At 59.5% G+C, this 17,925-nt stretch carries 13 protein-coding genes; 8 read left to right on the forward strand and 5 right to left on the reverse strand.

The window, feature by feature from the left end:
• Positions 1–21: 21 nt before the first annotated feature.
• Positions 22–840, reverse strand: coding sequence for a MaoC family dehydratase N-terminal domain-containing protein (locus EJ576_RS26760; RefSeq protein WP_126571522.1), 819 nt, complete (start codon positions 838–840; stop codon positions 22–24).
• Between the two features lie 131 nt (positions 841–971).
• Here EJ576_RS26760 and EJ576_RS26765 point away from each other — a divergent pair, with 131 nt between their 5' ends.
• From EJ576_RS26765 to EJ576_RS26785, 5 genes are all read left to right on the forward strand, one after another.
• A complete protein-coding gene (locus EJ576_RS26765) occupies positions 972–1,862 on the forward strand; it encodes a LysR family transcriptional regulator (protein WP_126571523.1) in 891 nt (296 codons plus the stop codon).
• Positions 1,863–1,895: 33 nt separating this feature from the next.
• Complete coding sequence (locus tag EJ576_RS26770) at positions 1,896–2,384, forward strand: GFA family protein (protein WP_123477768.1); 489 nt, start codon at positions 1,896–1,898, stop codon at positions 2,382–2,384.
• Between the two features lie 94 nt (positions 2,385–2,478).
• A complete protein-coding gene (locus EJ576_RS26775; protein WP_126571524.1) occupies positions 2,479–4,293 on the forward strand; it encodes a serine hydrolase in 1,815 nt (604 codons plus the stop codon).
• Positions 4,294–4,310: 17 nt separating this feature from the next.
• Entirely contained in the window at positions 4,311–5,102 is a 792-nt protein-coding gene (locus EJ576_RS26780; RefSeq protein WP_126571525.1) for a MipA/OmpV family protein, read from the forward strand.
• Between the two features lie 262 nt (positions 5,103–5,364).
• Complete coding sequence (locus EJ576_RS26785) at positions 5,365–9,321, forward strand: hypothetical protein (protein WP_126571526.1); 3,957 nt, start codon at positions 5,365–5,367, stop codon at positions 9,319–9,321.
• Between the two features lie 2 nt (positions 9,322–9,323).
• Here EJ576_RS26785 and EJ576_RS26790 read toward each other — a convergent pair whose 3' ends face one another.
• Complete coding sequence (locus EJ576_RS26790) at positions 9,324–10,604, reverse strand: ATP-binding protein (protein WP_126571527.1); 1,281 nt, start codon at positions 10,602–10,604, stop codon at positions 9,324–9,326.
• Positions 10,605–11,312, reverse strand: coding sequence for a winged helix-turn-helix domain-containing protein (locus EJ576_RS26795; RefSeq protein ID WP_122727416.1), 708 nt, complete (start codon positions 11,310–11,312; stop codon positions 10,605–10,607).
• A gap of 157 nt (positions 11,313–11,469) precedes the next feature.
• Here EJ576_RS26795 and EJ576_RS26800 point away from each other — a divergent pair, with 157 nt between their 5' ends.
• Complete coding sequence (locus tag EJ576_RS26800) at positions 11,470–12,669, forward strand: MFS transporter (RefSeq protein WP_126571528.1); 1,200 nt, start codon at positions 11,470–11,472, stop codon at positions 12,667–12,669.
• Here the strand turns inward: EJ576_RS26800 and EJ576_RS26805 are convergent.
• Positions 12,625–13,227 (reverse strand): tRNA-(ms[2]io[6]A)-hydroxylase, encoded by a 603-nt coding sequence (locus EJ576_RS26805; RefSeq protein WP_016979482.1) that lies wholly within the window; start codon positions 13,225–13,227, stop codon positions 12,625–12,627. The two genes, EJ576_RS26800 and EJ576_RS26805, sit on opposite strands and share 45 nt — an antisense overlap.
• 151 nt (positions 13,228–13,378) lie before the next feature.
• Between EJ576_RS26805 and EJ576_RS26810 the strand changes: the two genes are divergently transcribed.
• Positions 13,379–14,242: a universal stress protein gene (locus EJ576_RS26810; protein WP_122727421.1), complete on the forward strand. Its 864-nt coding sequence runs from the start codon at positions 13,379–13,381 to the stop codon at positions 14,240–14,242.
• A 3-nt stretch (positions 14,243–14,245) separates the two neighbouring features.
• Here the strand turns inward: EJ576_RS26810 and EJ576_RS26815 are convergent, their stop codons facing one another.
• Positions 14,246–14,716 (reverse strand): DUF1289 domain-containing protein, encoded by a 471-nt coding sequence (locus EJ576_RS26815; protein WP_122727423.1) that lies wholly within the window; start codon positions 14,714–14,716, stop codon positions 14,246–14,248.
• Between the two features lie 397 nt (positions 14,717–15,113).
• Between EJ576_RS26815 and acnB the strand changes: the two genes are divergently transcribed.
• Entirely contained in the window at positions 15,114–17,723 is a 2,610-nt protein-coding gene (gene acnB, locus EJ576_RS26820; protein WP_122727425.1) for a bifunctional aconitate hydratase 2/2-methylisocitrate dehydratase, read from the forward strand.
• The last annotated feature ends 202 nt before the right edge of the window (positions 17,724–17,925 follow it).

The following is a 17,925-nucleotide window of genomic DNA, read 5'->3' on the forward strand; positions in this document are numbered from 1 at the left end:
TCTCCGCCTGTTGTTCTTGGATTATTCGAAATGCACGCTGGCTTGCTGCGCCAGGCCATCGACGTTGCCGGCCCATAGCTGGGCCACGCCGGTTTCGGTCACGCGGCCACCCACTTCAAACGGCTGCGGCGCAATCAACGGGCGCACGCCGCGATAGGCAAAACGGCGCAAGGTTGCGCCAGGATTGGCGCGACAGAACGCGCGCAGGCTCAGGGTGGCGATGAGCGGCCCATGCACCACCAGGCCTGAGTAACCTTCGGTGCCGGTGACATAGGGGTAGTCGTAGTGAATGCGGTGACCGTTAAAGGTCACTGCGCTGTAGCGAAACAACAGGGTGGGCGTGGGATCGACGGTTTCAGACCATTCGCCCTGCTCCAGCGCGTCACCGCTGCCGGATTTGGGCGGCGTGGGTTCGCGGTAGACGATGTCCTGTTCCTCGCGGATCGCCAGGCGGCCGTCCTGGGAATAGTCGTGGCGCACGGTGACAAACAGCAGCGAACCGGTGCGACCGGTTTTTTCTTCGACCTGGGTGATGGTCGACACGCGCGTCGCCGCCTCACCGGCCCGCAGTGCCTGCAGGAACTCGATGCGCCCACCGGCCCACATGCGATTACGGTTGTCGGCCGGCGGCAGGAACCCGCCACGGGCCGGGTGGCCGTCGCTGCCCAACGCAGTTTCCGGCAACGGGTCCTGGAAGAAACACCACTGCCACAACGGCGGGATGTCCGCGCCGTCCTCAGGCGCTTCTTCACCGAACGTAGCGGCAATACGCTTGAGCAGGTTATGGCTGAGGTGGTCGTGGGCGGTTTCGCTTCGGCCGATCCAATCGGTGGCGCTCATCGGGTGCAGGTCCTCGGGCAGTGAGTGTCTGCCCCGGATCATGCAAGCCTATCGCCGTTCTGAGAATTTGCATTTCAATAAACCGGCGTTCGGTTATGCTGAACGCCGCCATCCTGTACCGGGAGCCTTGCATGCACTTCGATCTGGCCGACCTGCGCCTGTTTATCCATATCGCCGAATCCCCCAGCCTGACCCAGGGCGCCAAGCGTGCGTTCCTCTCGCCGGCTGCCGCCACCGCAAGGATCAAAGCCCTGGAAGGCCAGCTCGACACCCGCCTGCTCTACCGCGACAGCCGTGGCGTCGAAATCACCCCGGCGGGCGAACGCTTGCTGCACCATGCGCGGCTGATCATGCGCCAGGTGGACTACCTCAAGAGCGAATTCACCCAATACGGCGTGGATTCCGCCGGGCATATCCGCATCTTTGCCAACACCACGGCCGTCACCGAATTTTTACCCGAAGTGCTGGCAGGTTTTCTGTCACAACGCCCCGGCGTGACCGTCGACCTGCAGGAACGCCTGTCCCGCGACATCGTGCGCGGCGTGCTGGACGGCACCAGCGACATGGGTATCATCGCCGGCCCCGTGGAAGCGGCAGGCTTGCAGGTGCTGCATTTCAGCACCGATGAGCTGGTGTTGATGGTGCCGGTCGGCCATCCACTGGCGGACCAACCCTCAGTCACGCTGGAACAGACCCTCGCCTACCAGCATATCGGCCTGCATGAAGGCAGTACTTTGTTGAGCTTCCTGCGCGAACACGTCGAGCGGCTGGGCAAACATTTGTCGCTGCGTATCCAGGTGTCGAGTTTCGAGGCGATCTGCCGGATGGTCGAGGCCGGTGTGGGGATCGGCATCATTCCGGAGTCGGCCGCGGTGCGACACAGCCGCACCATGCAATTGGTCGCCGTAAAACTGGATGAGCCCTGGGCGATCCGCGAGCGCAGCATCCTGGTGCGTGAGCTGGAGGCGTTGCCCGGCACCATTCGAGCGCTGATTGCCACGTTGATGCCGCAAAGCGCCTAAGCTGAACAGTCACCTTGCCAAAGGAGTCAGCCCATGCAGCTTGAAGGATCCTGCCATTGCGGCGCCGTCACGTTCAGCCTTGCCAGTGCCCATCCCTACCCTTATCAGCGTTGCTATTGCTCGATCTGCCGCAAGACCCAGGGCGGTGGCGGCTATGCGATCAACCTGGCCGGCGACACCCAGAGCCTGAAGGTGCGCGGGCGCAAATTCATTTCGGTCTACCACGCCAAGCTCAAGCCCGAAGGCGCCAGCCGCGCCCATGCGAGTACGGCCGAGCGGCATTTCTGCTCGCAATGCGGCAGCGCGTTGTGGTTGTTCAGCCCGGAATGGCCGGAGCTGATCCATCCGTTTGCCTCGGCCATCGATACGCCATTGCCGGTGCCACCGGAGCATACGCACTTGATGCTGGGGTCCAAGGCGCCCTGGGTAGAGGTCACGCTACGCAAGGGCGACCTGCAGTTCGATGAGTACCCCGAAGAGTCGATCGCTCAATGGCATGAGCGTCACGGCGTGGCCCGTTAACAGTCTTTGACAGTTTCTCGACAAAGCTGTCAAAGACCCTCGGGCGCCGCAGCCCTAGCATTCGAGCATCCAAACCACCTGTCGGGTGCTCGTCATGCTTCGCACATTGCGCGGTCTTCCGTTGCTCGGTTGCCTGTTGGGCAGCATTGGCTGCCAGGGGCAGTCACCTGCCCCGCCGCCGATTCCCAAGGGCGACTACAGCGCGATCATCCGCTACCTGCAAACCCGGATTCCCCGCGACATGGCCCAGACCAATGTGCCCGGCTTGTCGATTGCACTGGTCAACGGCCAGGAGCTGATCTGGACTCGCGGGTTCGGCATGGCCGACAAAGCCAAGGGCCTGCCAGTGACGCCGAACACCGCCTTCCGGGCCGGTGCGATCTCCAAACTGCTCACCGCCAGCGCGGCCCTGCAACTGGTTGAACAGCAGCGACTGGCGCTGGATGCACCGATCCAGCAGACCCTGCGCGAGTTCTATGTGCGCTCGCGCTTCCATACCGACCAGCAGGCCGCCGACCGCGACATCACCTTGCGTCGCCTGCTCAGCCATCAGTCCGGCTTGCCCAGTGAACACCTGCGTGACCTGCGCAACAACTACGCCATGGGGCAGATGCCAATGCGCCTGTCCGGCGTCTGGTTGAGCACACCGCCCGGTACGCAAGTGGCCTATTCCAACCTGGGTTATGCGCTGGTGGGCGCTGCCATCGAGCGCAGCAGCGGCAAGGAGTTTGAAGCCCAGTTGCAACACAGCCTGCTCAAACCGCTGGAGATGGACCACGCGAGTTTTGTCGGGACGGCTGCGCAAATCGGCTATCGCGCCCAGGGCTATCAGGAAGGCGTTGCCAGCACCGATGCGCAACTGCGCGACATCGCCGCCGGCGGTTTGTGGGCCAGCCCCAGGGACCTCAGCCATTACGTGCAGATGCTGTTTGCCGAAGGCCTCTACAAGGGCAACCGGGTAATGACCAGCCGCTCCATCGATGAAATGTTCACCCAGCAAAATACCGGCAACGCCCTGGACTTCGATTGCCAGATCGGCCTGGCGTGGTTTCTGGCACCCTGCGGTGACGAGCCGATCGGCCCTGGGGTGCGCACCTACCAGCACAGTGGTGGTGGCGATGATTTCGCCGCACAGCTGACCCTGCTGCCGGACCATCAACTGGCCGTGATCATCATGGCCAACGACAGCAATGCCGAAGATCTGGTTGCCACACTGGCAACCGACACCCTGCGTCTGATGCTCCAGGCGCAAACCGGCGAGCAAGTCTGCAGCGAAGACTGCCAGGCACCCCGCCACGGACTCAAGCTACGCCAGGTGCCGGCCGCCATCGACCGCAAGCGCCTGGCAGGGTTCTACGCCACCGCCTGGGGCGTGTTCCGGATCAAAGATGATGACCAGCGGCTGCGTGGCGAACTGGCCGGTTTCAACTTCGAACTGTTGCGCGACGATCACGGCTGGCTGCGCGCCCAGAAGAAAGTCTTCGGTTTCTGGCTCAAGGACCTCGGTGAGCTGGGCCAGGTACAACTCGACGTCATCACCGTGCAAGGCCGGCAGATGCTCACCGCGCGCAGCCACGGCCAGCGCATCGCCATTGGCGAACGCATCGACCCGCCGCCGCTGCCCTTGGCCTGGGCCGACACCGTCGGCACCTACCAAGTACTCAACACCTTTGAGCCCGACGCGCCATTGAGCGGCATCAGCGTGCGCCTCGAAGAAGGCTTTCTGGTGATTCGCGGCCAACTGCACGACGAACCGCTGACCGACTACATCCTGCTGCCCGTCGACAACGCCCACGCCGTACTGGCCGGTAACGGCTATGGCCTGGGCGACACCGTGAGCCGACAGATCAATGGCCTGAGCGCTTCGGGCTACTCCTTCAAACGTACCCATCCACCCTTGAGTTTCTAATCGACATGAAAACCCTGATGAGCCCCAAAAATTTCTGCCTGTCCATTACCTCCCTGTGTTTGCTTGCGGGCGCCAACAGCGTACTGGCGGAGGACTGGACCTACAGCCTCAAGGCCGGTGTGGCCAATCTTCCGCGCTACAGCGGCAGCGATGAACGCATGACCGCCCCAGTGTTCGGCGGTGCCATCGTCAGCCCTTGGGGGATTTTCCTCGACACCGACAAGGGCCTCGGCTGGGGCTACGAAGGCAATGCCTTGAGTTTCAGTGCCTACGTCGGTGCCAGCGCTTCGCGCAAGGACAAAAGCGAGTCCATGCACCTCGGCTCCAAGCGCCTCAAGGGCATGGGCGAGATCAAGTCACGCCCGCAGCTGGGTGTGAGTGCCAGCTACAACCTGGGCGGCGTGATCATGGGCGCCACGCTGGAACATGCCCTCAAGGAAGATGATCACAAGGACAGCGGCAAGGCATTCACCCACTTGGAATTGAGTCTGGGCACCAACCTGTATGAAGGTCGTTTCGGCTCCGTCGACGCCAGCCTCAGCAGCCATTTCGGTGACCGTGACTACTTGCAGACCTGGTACGGCGTAACCACCGGCCAAGCCGCCCGCAGCCGCTTCAAAGCCTACAAGGCGGGTGCGGGCAATATCAGTAATGGCATGAACCTGGTGTGGAGCCTGCCGATCAGCGAGCACACCCAGTTCTCGACCTTGCTGGATGTGCAGTACTTGGCGGACGAAGCCGGCAAGAGCCCGCTCGTTGAGCGGCGGTTGCAGACGTCGGTGATGGGTGTGCTGGAATACAGCTTTTGATGGGAAGTCGGCATCAACGCTCAATCCATGATGGCAGAAATATCAACTAACTGTTCAGAGGGGAACCTGAGGCCTGGCACTCGCGACGAATTGTCAGTGCTGCGAGTGGGAAAACACGCAGTCGCTATAATCACCCTTCTGGAGTTAACTGATGGTTCAATCTACTCAATCCGCTACCATTCCGAGCGCCACGCACCAGCCCCCCACGCCGGATGCACAGCAACCCTCTTCCCCTCAGCCAGCCCCACAAACAGCTGACTTGATGGAACTCATAAAAAGTACGCCACGGTACAAAGCCGACGCAGAATTGGCGGGAACTTACGCCGCCGCGCTAACCAGTTCGGCCCAAGAATTTCCCTTACCGATTACTGGAAGCGAGTCCATTGACCCTGTTCCTGTCGACTCTACGTTCGGGCAATGGCGAAACCACCTCGACACCCTAGTGGCGGGTGAGGATTTCAAGCAGTGGGCCCAAGACAATCGCGTTGATCTGTCCAGACCCCTTCGCATTTTCCCTCCGAGCGACTCCAGGCCCGGTTGGATACACGCCTACGCCAAGCCCTCGGCATCCGATGAAGCGGGTGCAGGCGCGCGCGCCGGCATCCTCGCGTTGGGGGCACACTTCAGCGACGGCCAATCGTTGCCTGCCTCGTGGACATTGATCATGCAGGCGGCCAAAACGTTAGCGGCGGGCAACATCTCAGTCTATGTCCCTTCGCCCGGTCGGACCAGCCTCATTACGCATGCTCAGCGCCCCGCTGAACTCAAAGACATTGCGGCCTTCTATGGCGAGGAGGTGCCCCATAGCCATGAAGCGCTCACAGAACGAGCGAATCAAGTCAAACAAGCAGAAACCTTTCCTCTACCCGATACGGCGCTCTCACCAACGCAATTTGAAATGCGCTCGGAGATCGCGTTGGAACAGCAGAAGAGGGAGTGGGGCGATATTTGTAACAACACCCTCCTGTGCAAACTGTTGTCCACGGCGATCACGCCCCCCCCCACCCCAGCCAACGCGACCGACATCCCCCCCTCTTTCATTGATTCGCCACGCACACCAGAACAGGCTGCGCAACGCGAAAAAACCTTGATTGCGCAAATGCTCGAAAGTGACGCGTTCAAGTTAAAGGTGGACCCCACTTCCTGGTACTTTCACGATGAGGAGTTGGCACCGGAGGCCAGCGTCAGCCTCAAACGGTTCATCACCGACAAGGGGTGGAGCGTTCCGCAGACAAAAGACGACATCAGCAACTTGATCAATTCCATCCAACGGGGGCCCTTGCCTTCCATCCCCCATGGCAATCTCACCGGAGCCTTAAGCTGGGCGGCGGCACTGACGCTGGATGAAAAAAAACAGCTCTACAGCCACATACGCTTTAACAACCTCAAGCTACCGGACCTGGGGCCTACGCACGCCGCGAACAATGAAGGAGGGGCTTTTACCTACCTGACGAAAAATCGACATTGGACAGACGCCGAGCTGAACTCACCGCGAGAAATCGTAAATGACATTCTTCGCTCGCCAAAAGCCCGGACGCTGGAAGCTACCCTGCAACAGAAAATGGGCGTCGCTGGCGATACCGACGGCTCTGACATGACCCTCGCGGCGATCCTGTTGGGGCTGGATGCGCCCACGGCCTACGATGTGTCGAAAAGAAATGAATTTGCCGGTTTCGACCTGGCGGCCCCACGCTTCTATGGGCAGCCGCTGAGTCAAATCAAGCAAGGGTTGACCACCCATTTAGCCGAGAGTGGCCGTTGCACTGCCAGGATGGCCCCCGTGGCGGCGTATATGCTGCTTTCAAGTGCGGCGCCGGAACTGCTGGTCAAGGACATCCCCGCCGACGTGACTTACGGTTCACCGACGTGGGCCACCCTGAAAGCTACAGTGGCCTTCATAGAAGCAAAGAGCCCTGGCAGCAGCTCACTCATGAGCTTTGCTGAAATAGTCAAATACGCGGCAATCGATCCGGTTTCCACAGAAGACCAAGCGCTATTAAATGCGACCAAGTTAAACATGGTCATCGATTGGGCGTTAGTGCATGGCGCCCTCTCGCCATCGCCCACAGGGCGCTATTCCACCGAGCAGTTGGACACAGCGCAGAAAACGTTCTCCGAGGTCATGAGCGCGCTGCAAACAGTCTCCGGGGATATCACCGCGAAGGCTCCACTGCTCAAAAACATGGCACAGGAAGAACTGGGGAAGCGCTATAAAAATGTGCCCTTTGAACTGGCCGTTCTCACAACGCCCCAGGCACGGACGAATAACGCCACCAACAACGATATATTACATACCAACACGGGCCCTTATTCTCTATTGGACCTTTATATCTCCGGCCGAGCGCCAGGCCCGCAGGAGGAGAACACATGGTATTCATTGAGAGAACAGGCGCTTGCGGGAAGAACGGCCGGATTACTTCACCACCTCCCGGATATCAAGTCCGTACACCGCCTTGCTGTCGCCGACTATCAGCGACGCAGGGAAAGCGGGCTAGTCAGCCTCAGCAAGCATCTCATTGCGCAACAACCGATTAGCGATAGAAAGCACCTGGAATATGGAAAACTCGAGATTTTCATTGAAGGCACCGTCATAAGACATCGAGTTGCCGGCAGGGGCCCCACGCTCAATCTTGACGAATCAACGCCGAGTCAAGATCCGGGCAAGCGTGCGTTGATCATCAAGTCAACGCATGAGGGCATGGTAAAATTCTATGAGTTTTGCCCACAACAAAACTATCTGAAAGCCCGCGATGATCTGGGCAGCGAATTCGTTCCAGGCCCTCAAGGGCCATGGATCAACGAGACCTCACCTCATCCGGCTGGAGAAAAATCCTCCAATACAGCCATCACACCATTCAGTGTCCCGCAGGCCGACAGCAATAAGTTACAAGCCATCACGCCGCCAGCAGACGCCAGTGCCCCGGCATCGTATAACAGTGCACGCAGTCAGTTTCTTGGCGAATTGCTCTCCAAGCATACCCTCGGTGCTGTCGGTGTTGAACAATTGGTGAAGGCTAGCGGCTACACAACGCGATTTGACGAAGAAGATGAAGAGTTCGAGACGAACAGAGAGACGCTGTTGGCCTCGATGGTTGTCGTGAACCCTATCAGAAATGTGATCAACGGCAATTGGCTCGCGTTGGCGTCCGACATCATATTCGATGGTGTCATGTACGTGACCACAGCGGGTCTTGGCAAGGTTGCTGGCACAGCAGCCAGGCCACTGAGTAGCGCGTTGAAACAAAGCGGCAAGTCTTTCGGGCGGCGCCTGTTTAAACAAGCACCGGTTCATCCTTCCAACCGGTTCAACGCTAACTTCAATAAGTTGTCGCCAATAAAAACCGGACAATATGATGACCTCTCCAACCTCGCCCTAAAAACTGATATCGCGCAAGGCACCTACAAAAGAGGCCTTACAGAGTTCTCCACACCGGCAAGATTCGATGGAACAATCCGCAAGTGGCATCCGGTAGATCCAAAGACCCACAAAGCATATGGAAAGCCCTTGGAGAGCTTCAAGCCACAGGAGTCGGCACTGCCCGGTACAAGCAGATCTGCCATGACACCTCAGCAGCGCGCACTGGACATAGGGCTGGGCCGCGACAATGTTATTCAGATGGGGGGACCAATGAGGAATATGAACCTGATTGGCGATGAAATTCATACCTTCGTGGATACCTATAAAGGCACGAACCGCCTCAATATCGTCGCACACGGTGCGGAACGAAATTTGGTTCAGCGGATCACAGGTGACGGTACGAAAGTATTTGTGGGCGAGCAGCTTTATGATGCGCCTGGGTTAGCGACGCTGCTGAGAGGAAGGGGTGTGGACTTTACCACTGTCGATAACGTACGCCTTCTGGTTTGCCACTCTGCTGAAGGCAGAAGCAGAGCATTTGGGCGTCTCTTTCAAAGAGAAATAAACAAACCGGTCAAGGCTTTTGAAGGGCCCGTCACAATGACGTACGGCTCGACATCTGTGAGCACCGTACGAGACCAGGTAAGACTCGATCTTTTGCAAAACCATCCAACATTGACTCCGGCAGCTCTTGAACAACTAACCGATGTAGTTACGAGACGTAGATACAATGGAATAACCACTCCAGTAATCGAAAAAATCCATGGTCAAATGATCCGAGTCAATATCGCTCCGCGCGGCGAACCCGCCATATATAAAGATGTGAGAAACTCCTATCTGCCGCGCCAATTCACTCGATAACCCTATGACTCAGCGTACGCCCACGTCATCCTGAAGGAGGCACCGCCCCACTCCGAATCCAGTACCTGCACCTGGCCGCCGTGCCATTGCGACACCCGCTGCACCAACGCGAGGCCCAGGCCGAAGCCGCCGGTGCGGCGGTCGCGGCTGGCGTCCAGGCGCATGAAGGGCTGGAAGATCTTCGAGCGGCCTTCTTCCGGTACCCCGGGGCCGTCGTCACACACCCGCACTTCATAGCCGCTGCCGAACTTGACCAGCGACACTTCCACACGGCGTTCGGCGTAACGGATGGCGTTGCGCAACAGGTTGATTACCGCGCGCGCCATAAAGCGCGGCTCGATCTGGATAAAGTCCACCTCGCACGTGCGCAACGACAGTTGGATACCCGCTGCTTCAGCCTCCAGCGCCACGCTGCCGATCACGCTGTCGAGCCAGCTGTGGGCCTCGATGTTTTCGCGGGTGACTTGGGTGGCACCACGCTCCAGGCTGGCGTAGGTGAGCAGTTCGGAAACCATTTCTTCCAACTCGCCAAGGTCGGCATACATGTCGGCGATCAATTCGCCGCGCAGGCGTGGATCTGTCTGTTGTTTGAGCTGGTCGAGTTCGAACGACAGCCGCGCAATTGGCGTGCGCAGTTCGTGGGACACGGCGTTGGTGAGTTCGCGCTGGTTGGCGATCAGGCTTTCGATGCGCTCGGCCATCTGGTTGAAGTGCCCCGCCAGCTCACGCACGGTGGAACGGCGCGGCAGCAGAATGCGCGAGCTGAGATCGTTGTCACCGAAACGTTGCGCCGCCAGGCGGATATGCTCCAGGTCGCGCCAGTGCGGACGCACCCAGAAATACAGCACGATCGCCAGGCTCAGCCCCAGCAGGCTGTAGGCCCACAAGTACAGCCATTTCGGCTCTTCGGGCAGCTTGATATTGAGCAATTGCGGGCCGCCGTCGATATTGGCGATGAATTCCATGAAATCTCCGCGCACCACCAATTGGCCGGCTGCCAGCAACTGTTGCTCACGGTGGTTCAGCGCCAGTTCATCGCGCTGCACCAGCTTGAGGGGCAGCCCATAATGGGGTTGCAGCTCACTCAGGCGCGCCTGGCGGGCATCACCGAGCAAGGGCCGCAACTGCTCGACCAAACCATAGGCCGGGCCGCGCATGGCCTCACGGTTATAGGTTTCATTGGCCTCGGGAAGAAGTTCGTCGAAGGTGTAGTTGACCAGCCAGATCGCCCCCGCCAGACCCAGCGCCAGAATGATGTACAGGCGGATATAGAGCCGCAGCATCTACGCCTCCCACGCGAACGGGTTGAACAGGTAGCCCTTGCCCCAAATGGTCTTGATGCACACCGGTTCGCGCGGGTTGTCGTTGAGCTTGCTGCGCAGTTTGCTGATGTAGACGTCGACACTGCGGTTGAGCCCGTCGAACGCAATGCCGCGCATGCGGTTGAGGATGTCATCGCGCGACAGGATCGTCCCCGAGTTACTGGCCAGCAGCCACAGCAGTTCGAACTCCATGGTGGTGAGGTCAATCTTGTCATCGCCGAGGCTGACCACCCGGCAACTGCGATCGATGGCCAGCCGCCCGAAGGCCAGCGCCCCACGCACCGTCGGCTCCGGCGCCTGGCGTCGTTGCAGCGCACGCAGGCGCGCCAGCAACACGGGGGGCTTGATCGGCTTGATCACGTAGTCGTCGGCACCGGACTCCAGCCCGAGGATATGGTCCAGGTCATCTTCCTTGGCCGTGAGAATCACGATCGGCGTGTCGGACACCGTGCGAATCCCGCGACACACATGCAGGCCGCTCTGGCCGGGGAGCATCAGGTCGAGTACGACGATCTTCGGCTTGAACGCCAGGAACGCCGCCAAAGCCTCGTCGCCCCGGTGCTCCACGCGTACCTCAAAGCCATGCTGCGCGAGAAAGTGCGCGATCAGCCCTGCCAGTTTTTCGTCGTCCTCAACGAGCAAGACCTTGCCCAGCCCCAGGTTTTCCATAAGTTCTCAGTATGCAGACACAGATTGAAGAGCGGGCATTATAGGTGGCAAGCTGGGCAACTAAAGCAGCTGGCCAGCATTGGCCGACGAAGCTTCATGCTTTTAAGAGTTTTTAACAAATAACCTGCAATCTTTAACGCCATCCACAGGGAGTTGTATGCGCAAGGATTACCTGGCGTTCTTTGTTTCGTTGTTCTTGTCGCGACTGGCGGACCAGATTCTGCTGTTTATCGTGCCACTGATCGTATTCCAGACTACCCAGAGCGTGGCTTGGGCCGGACTGGCCTTTTTCGTCGAGTCGCTGCCGCGTTATCTCGCGTTCCCGGTGTGTGGCGCATTGTGCGACAAGTTCGCACCGGTGCGCATCCTGCATATCAGCCAGGTTTGCCGGGCGCTGGCTTGCGCGGTGGCCGTGATTTTGTACGGGGTATTCGACGGTATCCTCTGGATCGTCCTGCTCTCGGCGCTCTGCGGTGTGCTGACCACCCAGGGCATCATGGCGCGAGAAGTGCTGATGCCTCATGTCTTCCCCCACTACAGCTATACCAAGACACTTTCCTATTCACAGATTGCCGACCAGAGCGGGCTGGTGCTCGGGCCATTGGTGGCGGCGCTGATGCTGGAAGTGTGGGCCTGGCACTGGGTCGTACTCGGGGTGGCCGGGTTGTTCTTATTGGCTGACCTGGCGATGCGGGCGTGGCAACGCTCCAGCACCACACGCCTGGAAACCTTCGAGCAGCATCGGGATATCTGGTTGCGGCCACTGAAGATTGCCTTCGGGCATATCCGCCGACTGCCGGAATTGAAGCGGGTCATCACCCTGGCCGTGGGTGTGAACCTGATCATCGGCGTCACGCTGGCCACGTCTGCGGCGATGGTGACCGGCCAATTTGCGCAGGATAAGGACACCTATGCCCTGCTGCAGGCAGCCGGCGCCCTGGTGACCATCGGAGTTCTGTTTTATCTAGCGCGGGCCGGGCTGCCGCTGAAGGTGCTGGGCGGGTTGTCGTATTCAATGATTGCAGTCGGTGCGGTGATCATGGCAGTCAGCCCTGACGTGTGGCTCTACGCCGTGGGCTTCCTGCTGGTCACCGGCTTCGACAAGATGTTCAACGTCTACCTGCGCAGCACCCGTCAGCGGGTGATTCCCGTGCAGGACTTCGGCAAGACCGTGGGCGTGATCACCTTGCTCAACAACCTGCCGCAACCCTTGGCGGGCCTGGCGATTGCAGTGTTGGCAGCACCGCTGGGCACGCAGACGGTGATCCTGCTGCTCGCCGGAATCACCGCGCTGATCGGCGTGGCCGTGGCCTCAGGCTGGCACGCCACTGTGAAAGCGGAACTCGATGTCGGGTGATTCGATCAGTTCCTGCTCGGCGGCCCTCACCCGCTCTATCACCTGGGCGACGTCCTTGGCGTCGCCGTATTGGTAGGCCAGCTTCAGGTAACCCTGGAAGTGCCGCGCTTCGCTTTTCAGCAAACCGAAGTAAAACTTGCCGAGTTCTTCGTCCAAATGTGGCACCAGTGCTTCGAAACGCTCACAACTGCGCGCTTCGATAAACGCGCCCACTACCAGGGTATCCACCAGTTTTACCGGCTCATGGGTGCGCACCACTTTGCGCAAACCCGAGGCGTAGCGACCGGCATTCAATTGGCGCAACTCGACTTTGCGCTTTTTCATCAGGCGCATGACTTGTTCGTGGTGCACCAGCTCTTCGCGGGCCAGGCGCGACATCATGTTGATCAGGTCCACATGACTGTAGTACTTGGCGATCAGGCTCAGGGCGGTGCTGGCGGCTTTGAATTCGCAGTTCTTGTGGTCGATCAGCAGGGTGTCCTGATCGGCCAGCGCGGCCTGGACCCAGGCGTCAGGGGTGCGGCAACCGAGGAATTCGTGGATTTCTGGCAGGTTCATCGGGCTCACGGGCAAAAGGATCACAAAAGGCCGGCGATTATACCGACCCCGCCGCAGACCACCAGCCACCGGCCTTGATGTGCATCAACATGACGTGCGCCAGCCAGCAACTATAGTTGTTCCAGGCCCACCCTTTTTGGAGATCCCGACCATGCAAGCCATCCGCAGCATCCTGGTGGTCATCGAGCCCGAGCATTCGGAAAGCCTGGCCCTCAAGCGTGCCAAGCTGATTGCCGGGGTCACCGGCGCGCACCTGCATTTGCTGGTCTGCGACAAAAAGCATGAGCACTCGGCGCTGCTCAGCCTGCTCAAGTCGGGCTTGCAGGAAGACGGCTACAGCGTCAGCACCGAGCAGGCGTGGAATGCCAGCTTGCATGAAACCATTATCGACGTGCAGCAGGCCGAAGGCTGTGGGCTGGTGATCAAGCAGCACTTCCCGGACAGCCCATTGAAAAAGGCACTGCTGACGCCTGCGGATTGGAAGTTGCTGCGTTATTGCCCGACGGCGGTGTTGCTGGTCAAGACCGCTACGCCGTGGACCAGCGGCGTGATCCTGGCGGCGATCGATGTCGGCAATACCGATGGTGAACATCGCTCACTGCATAATTCGATCATCGACCATGGCTTTGATATCGCCCACCTGGCCAAGGCGCAATTGCATGTAATCAGCGCCCACCCCTCGCCGATGCTGTCGGCGGCGGACCCGACGTTTCAGCTCAGGGAGACCATCGAGGCACGTTATCGCGAGCAATGCAGGGCGTTTCAGGCGGAGTTCGATGTGGATGACAAACACCTGCATATCGAGGAAGGACCGGCGGACGTGTTGATACCGCATCTCGCCCAAAAGCTGCAGGCGGCGGTGACTATCATCGGTACCGTGGGGCGTACGGGCATTTCCGGCGCATTGATTGGCAACACCGCAGAGGTTGTGCTGGATACGCTGGAAAGCGACGTGTTGGTGCTCAAGCCCGAAGAAGTGATGGACCGCCTGGTGGAACAGGCCACCAACACCTGACAACTAGGCGCCAAACGCATCCTTGAGAAACCCCGGCGCGATATAGCGCTGGTAGTGGGCTTCGGAAAGGATAAAGAACTCCCGATCAATGGCATCGCGCAGGTCCGGCAAGGGCCAGTCGCGAAACTCGGGCAACAGCACCATGCCGTAGGCCTCCAGGTTATTGATCACCCGTGCCCCACGAGCGATCAACTGGTAGGCCCAGCAGTACTCGGACTGATGCGGCACGAAGCGGATCTTGCGCTGTTCCAGTTGGCCGCGCAGGGTCTTGGGGTCAAAAACCTCGAGTTTGCCGGCCATTACCTGCACCAACAGCTGCTCCAAGCGCAGCCAGACCGCACGTTTTTCCTCTTCGTTATAGCCATTCCACTGGATCACTTCGTGGTGGAAACGCTTGCAGCCACGGCACACGAGATCGCCGTAGACCGTGGAACACAGGCCGACGCAGGGGGTCTTGATGGTTTGGTTGGACATGGGCAGCGACACGCAAATCAGCGAAACAATGCGCCATGTTAGCCCTTTGTCTAACCTTCATCACCCTGCAAACTTGGCGAGGCAACTTACCTTTAGAAATTTTTTGCCGTAGAATCATCCGGCCTTGTAAGGCGCCAATAATCCGCTGGAAGCTGTTTTCAAAGCGTCACGAGCACAGTCGTTCCTTCAGAACGGTGTTGGCGATGGTCAATGACTCGGTAGGTCAATGCCCTCGCCAACCCTCATCAGCTCCGTTCTGCAGGCGTAAAACTTTGAAAGCAGCTTCTGTGAGGAATGCCGGCAGCGCTGGCTTTGCGGCCCAAAAAGCCCCCGAGCGCATGCGTGCCGTTCATTTCTGGATGAGCGTCCCGTGGGACCACTGATGAGGGTAATAACTGTGCTTGAAGCCTACCGCAAACATATCGAAGAGCGTGCAGCCCTGGGTATTGTTCCCCAGCCGCTTAACGCCGAACAAACCGCAGGCCTGGTCGAGCTGCTGAAAAATCCTCCGGCTGGCGAAGAAGATTTCCTCGTTGACCTGATCACCAACCGCATTCCACCAGGCGTTGACGAAGCTGCCTACGTCAAGGCCGGTTTCCTGTCTGCCCTGGCCAAGGGCGAAGCCACTTCCCCCCTGATCAGCAAGCAACGCGCCGTTGAACTGCTTGGCACCATGCAAGGCGGCTACAACATCGTGACCCTGGTCGAGCTGCTGGACGACGCCACACTGGCACCGGTCGCCGCCGCCCAACTCAAGCACACCCTGCTGATGTTCGATGCGTTCCACGACGTGGCTGAAAAAGCCCGTAACGGCAACGAGCACGCCAAAGCCGTGATCCAGTCCTGGGCTGACGGCGAGTGGTTCAGCAACCGCCCTACCCTGGCTGACAAGATCAGCCTGCGCGTCTTCAAGGTTACCGGCGAAACCAACACCGACGACCTGTCCCCTGCTCCCGATGCCTGGTCCCGTCCTGACATCCCGCTGCACGCCCTGGCCATGCTGAAAATGGCCCGTGAAGGCATCGTGCCGGACGAGCAAGGCAAGACCGGCCCGATGAAGCAGATCGAAGAAATGCGCGGCCAAGGCTTCCCGATCGCCTACGTCGGTGACGTGGTCGGTACCGGTTCCTCGCGTAAATCCGCGACCAACTCTGTGCTGTGGTTCTTCGGCGACGACGTTCCGTACGTGCCGAACAAGCGCGCCGGTGGCTTCTGCTTCGGCAGCAAGATCGCTCCGATCTTCTACAACACCATGGAAGATGCGGGCGCACTGCCAATCGAGTTTGACGTTACCAACATGAACATGGGCGACGTGATCGACCTGTACCCGCATGCTGGCAAGGTCTGCAAACACGGCACCGACGAAGTCATCACCACCTTCGAAATGAAGACCCCGGTGCTGTTGGACGAAGTCCGCGCCGGCGGCCGTATCCCGCTGATCATCGGCCGTGGCTTGACCGACAAGGCTCGTGCCGAACTGGGCCTGGGCCCAACCGACCTGTTCAAGCTGCCAGAAGCGCCTGTCGACACCGGCAAAGGCTTCACCCTGGCACAGAAAATGGTCGGCAAGGCCTGCGGTCTGCCAGAAGGCAAAGGCGTTCGTCCTGGCACCTACTGCGAACCGAAGATGACCACCGTCGGTTCCCAGGACACCACCGGTCCGATGACCCGTGATGAACTGAAAGACTTGGCGTGCCTGGGCTTCTCGACCGATCTGGTGATGCAGTCGTTCTGCCACACCGCGGCCTATCCAAAGCCGATCGACGTGACCACCCACCACACCCTGCCTGACTTCATCATGACTCGCGGCGGTGTATCGCTGCGTCCAGGCGACGGCATCATCCACAGCTGGCTGAACCGCATGCTGCTGCCGGACACCGTCGGCACCGGTGGTGACTCCCACACCCGTTTCCCGATGGGCATCTCGTTCCCGGCCGGTTCCGGTCTGGTCGCGTTCGCCGCAGCCACTGGTGTTATGCCACTGGACATGCCGGAATCGATCCTGGTGCGCTTCAAAGGCAAGATGAAACCTGGCATCACCCTGCGTGACCTGGTTCATGCCATTCCTTACTACGCGATCCAATCGGGTCTGCTGACTGTAGAGAAGAAAGGCAAGAAAAACGCCTTCTCCGGCCGCATCCTGGAAATCGAAGGCCTGAACGACCTGACGCTGGAACAGGCTTTCGAGCTGTCCGACGCCTCGGCTGAACGTTCGGCTGCCGGTTGCACCATCAAGCTGTCGAAAGAGTCGATCACCGAGTACCTGAACTCCAACATCACCCTGCTTCGCTGGATGATCGGTGAAGGTTACGGCGACCCACGCACCCTGGAACGTCGCGCCCAAGCGATGGAAGCCTGGGTTGCCAACCCGGAGCTGATGGAAGCCGATGCCGACGCGGAATACGCCGAAGTCATCGAGATCGACCTGGCCGACATCAACGAGCCGATCCTCTGCGCACCAAACGACCCGGACGATGCCCGTCTGCTGTCGAGCGTTGCCGGTGAGAAGATCGACGAAGTGTTCATCGGTTCGTGCATGACCAACATCGGTCACTTCCGCGCGGCCGGCAAGCTGCTGGAGCAGGTCAAGGGCCAGCTGCCAACTCGTCTGTGGCTGTCGCCGCCGACCAAGATGGACGCTCACCAACTGACCGAAGAAGGCTACTACGGCATCTACGGCAAGGCTGGCGCACGCATGGAAATGCCGGGCTGCTCGCTGTGCATGGGTAACCAGGCACGTGTAGAGCCGAATTCGACCGTTGTGTCGACGTCGACCCGTAACTTCCCGAACCGCCTGGGTGACGGCGCTAACGTCTACCTGGCTTCGGCTGAGCTGGCGGCAGTGGCTTCTACCCTGGGTCGCCTGCCGACTGTCGAAGAGTACATGGGCTACGCGGCGAAACTGGACACCATGGCCAGTGACGTTTACCGCTACCTGAACTTCGACCAGATTGCTGAGTTCCGCAAGATCGCAGCTAGCGCCAACATTCCGGTGATTCAAGCCTAAGGTGTTGATGTGAAGAGACGCCGCGTATCGTGAGATACGCGGCGTTTTTTTATGTCTGGGATATGGGTGAGACCGGGTACATATCCGTTATTTGGGTAATGGCTGCTTATGGTTCCGCCCTTACAGCGGGTCACTTTCGAAAAGCCGGAATGCCGGCCCAGTCGAAAGTAACCAAAGCGCTCTTGCCCCAACACTCGGCACC

The sequence above is a fragment of the Pseudomonas sp. C 49-2 genome (assembly GCF_003970195.1).
Lineage (GTDB): Bacteria > Pseudomonadota > Gammaproteobacteria > Pseudomonadales > Pseudomonadaceae > Aquipseudomonas > Aquipseudomonas canadensis.

What these genes read in the sequence shown, in the direction of transcription:
- EJ576_RS26780 (WP_126571525.1), top strand. Translation starts at nt 4,311, where the DNA reads ATGAGCCCCAAAAATTTCTGCCTGTCCATTACCTCCCTGTGTTTGCTT.
- EJ576_RS26805 (WP_016979482.1), bottom strand. Translation starts at nt 13,227, where the DNA reads ATGAACCTGCCAGAAATCCACGAATTCCTCGGTTGCCGCACCCCTGAC.
- EJ576_RS26790 (WP_126571527.1), bottom strand. Translation starts at nt 10,604, where the DNA reads ATGCTGCGGCTCTATATCCGCCTGTACATCATTCTGGCGCTGGGTCTG.
- EJ576_RS26800 (WP_126571528.1), top strand. Translation starts at nt 11,470, where the DNA reads ATGCGCAAGGATTACCTGGCGTTCTTTGTTTCGTTGTTCTTGTCGCGA.
- EJ576_RS26770 (WP_123477768.1), top strand. Translation starts at nt 1,896, where the DNA reads ATGCAGCTTGAAGGATCCTGCCATTGCGGCGCCGTCACGTTCAGCCTT.
- EJ576_RS26760 (WP_126571522.1), bottom strand. Translation starts at nt 840, where the DNA reads ATGAGCGCCACCGATTGGATCGGCCGAAGCGAAACCGCCCACGACCAC.
- EJ576_RS26815 (WP_122727423.1), bottom strand. Translation starts at nt 14,716, where the DNA reads ATGTCCAACCAAACCATCAAGACCCCCTGCGTCGGCCTGTGTTCCACG.
- EJ576_RS26765 (WP_126571523.1), top strand. Translation starts at nt 972, where the DNA reads ATGCACTTCGATCTGGCCGACCTGCGCCTGTTTATCCATATCGCCGAA.
- EJ576_RS26785 (WP_126571526.1), top strand. Translation starts at nt 5,365, where the DNA reads ATGGAACTCATAAAAAGTACGCCACGGTACAAAGCCGACGCAGAATTG.
- EJ576_RS26810 (WP_122727421.1), top strand. Translation starts at nt 13,379, where the DNA reads ATGCAAGCCATCCGCAGCATCCTGGTGGTCATCGAGCCCGAGCATTCG.
- EJ576_RS26795 (WP_122727416.1), bottom strand. Translation starts at nt 11,312, where the DNA reads ATGGAAAACCTGGGGCTGGGCAAGGTCTTGCTCGTTGAGGACGACGAA.
- EJ576_RS26775 (WP_126571524.1), top strand. Translation starts at nt 2,479, where the DNA reads ATGCTTCGCACATTGCGCGGTCTTCCGTTGCTCGGTTGCCTGTTGGGC.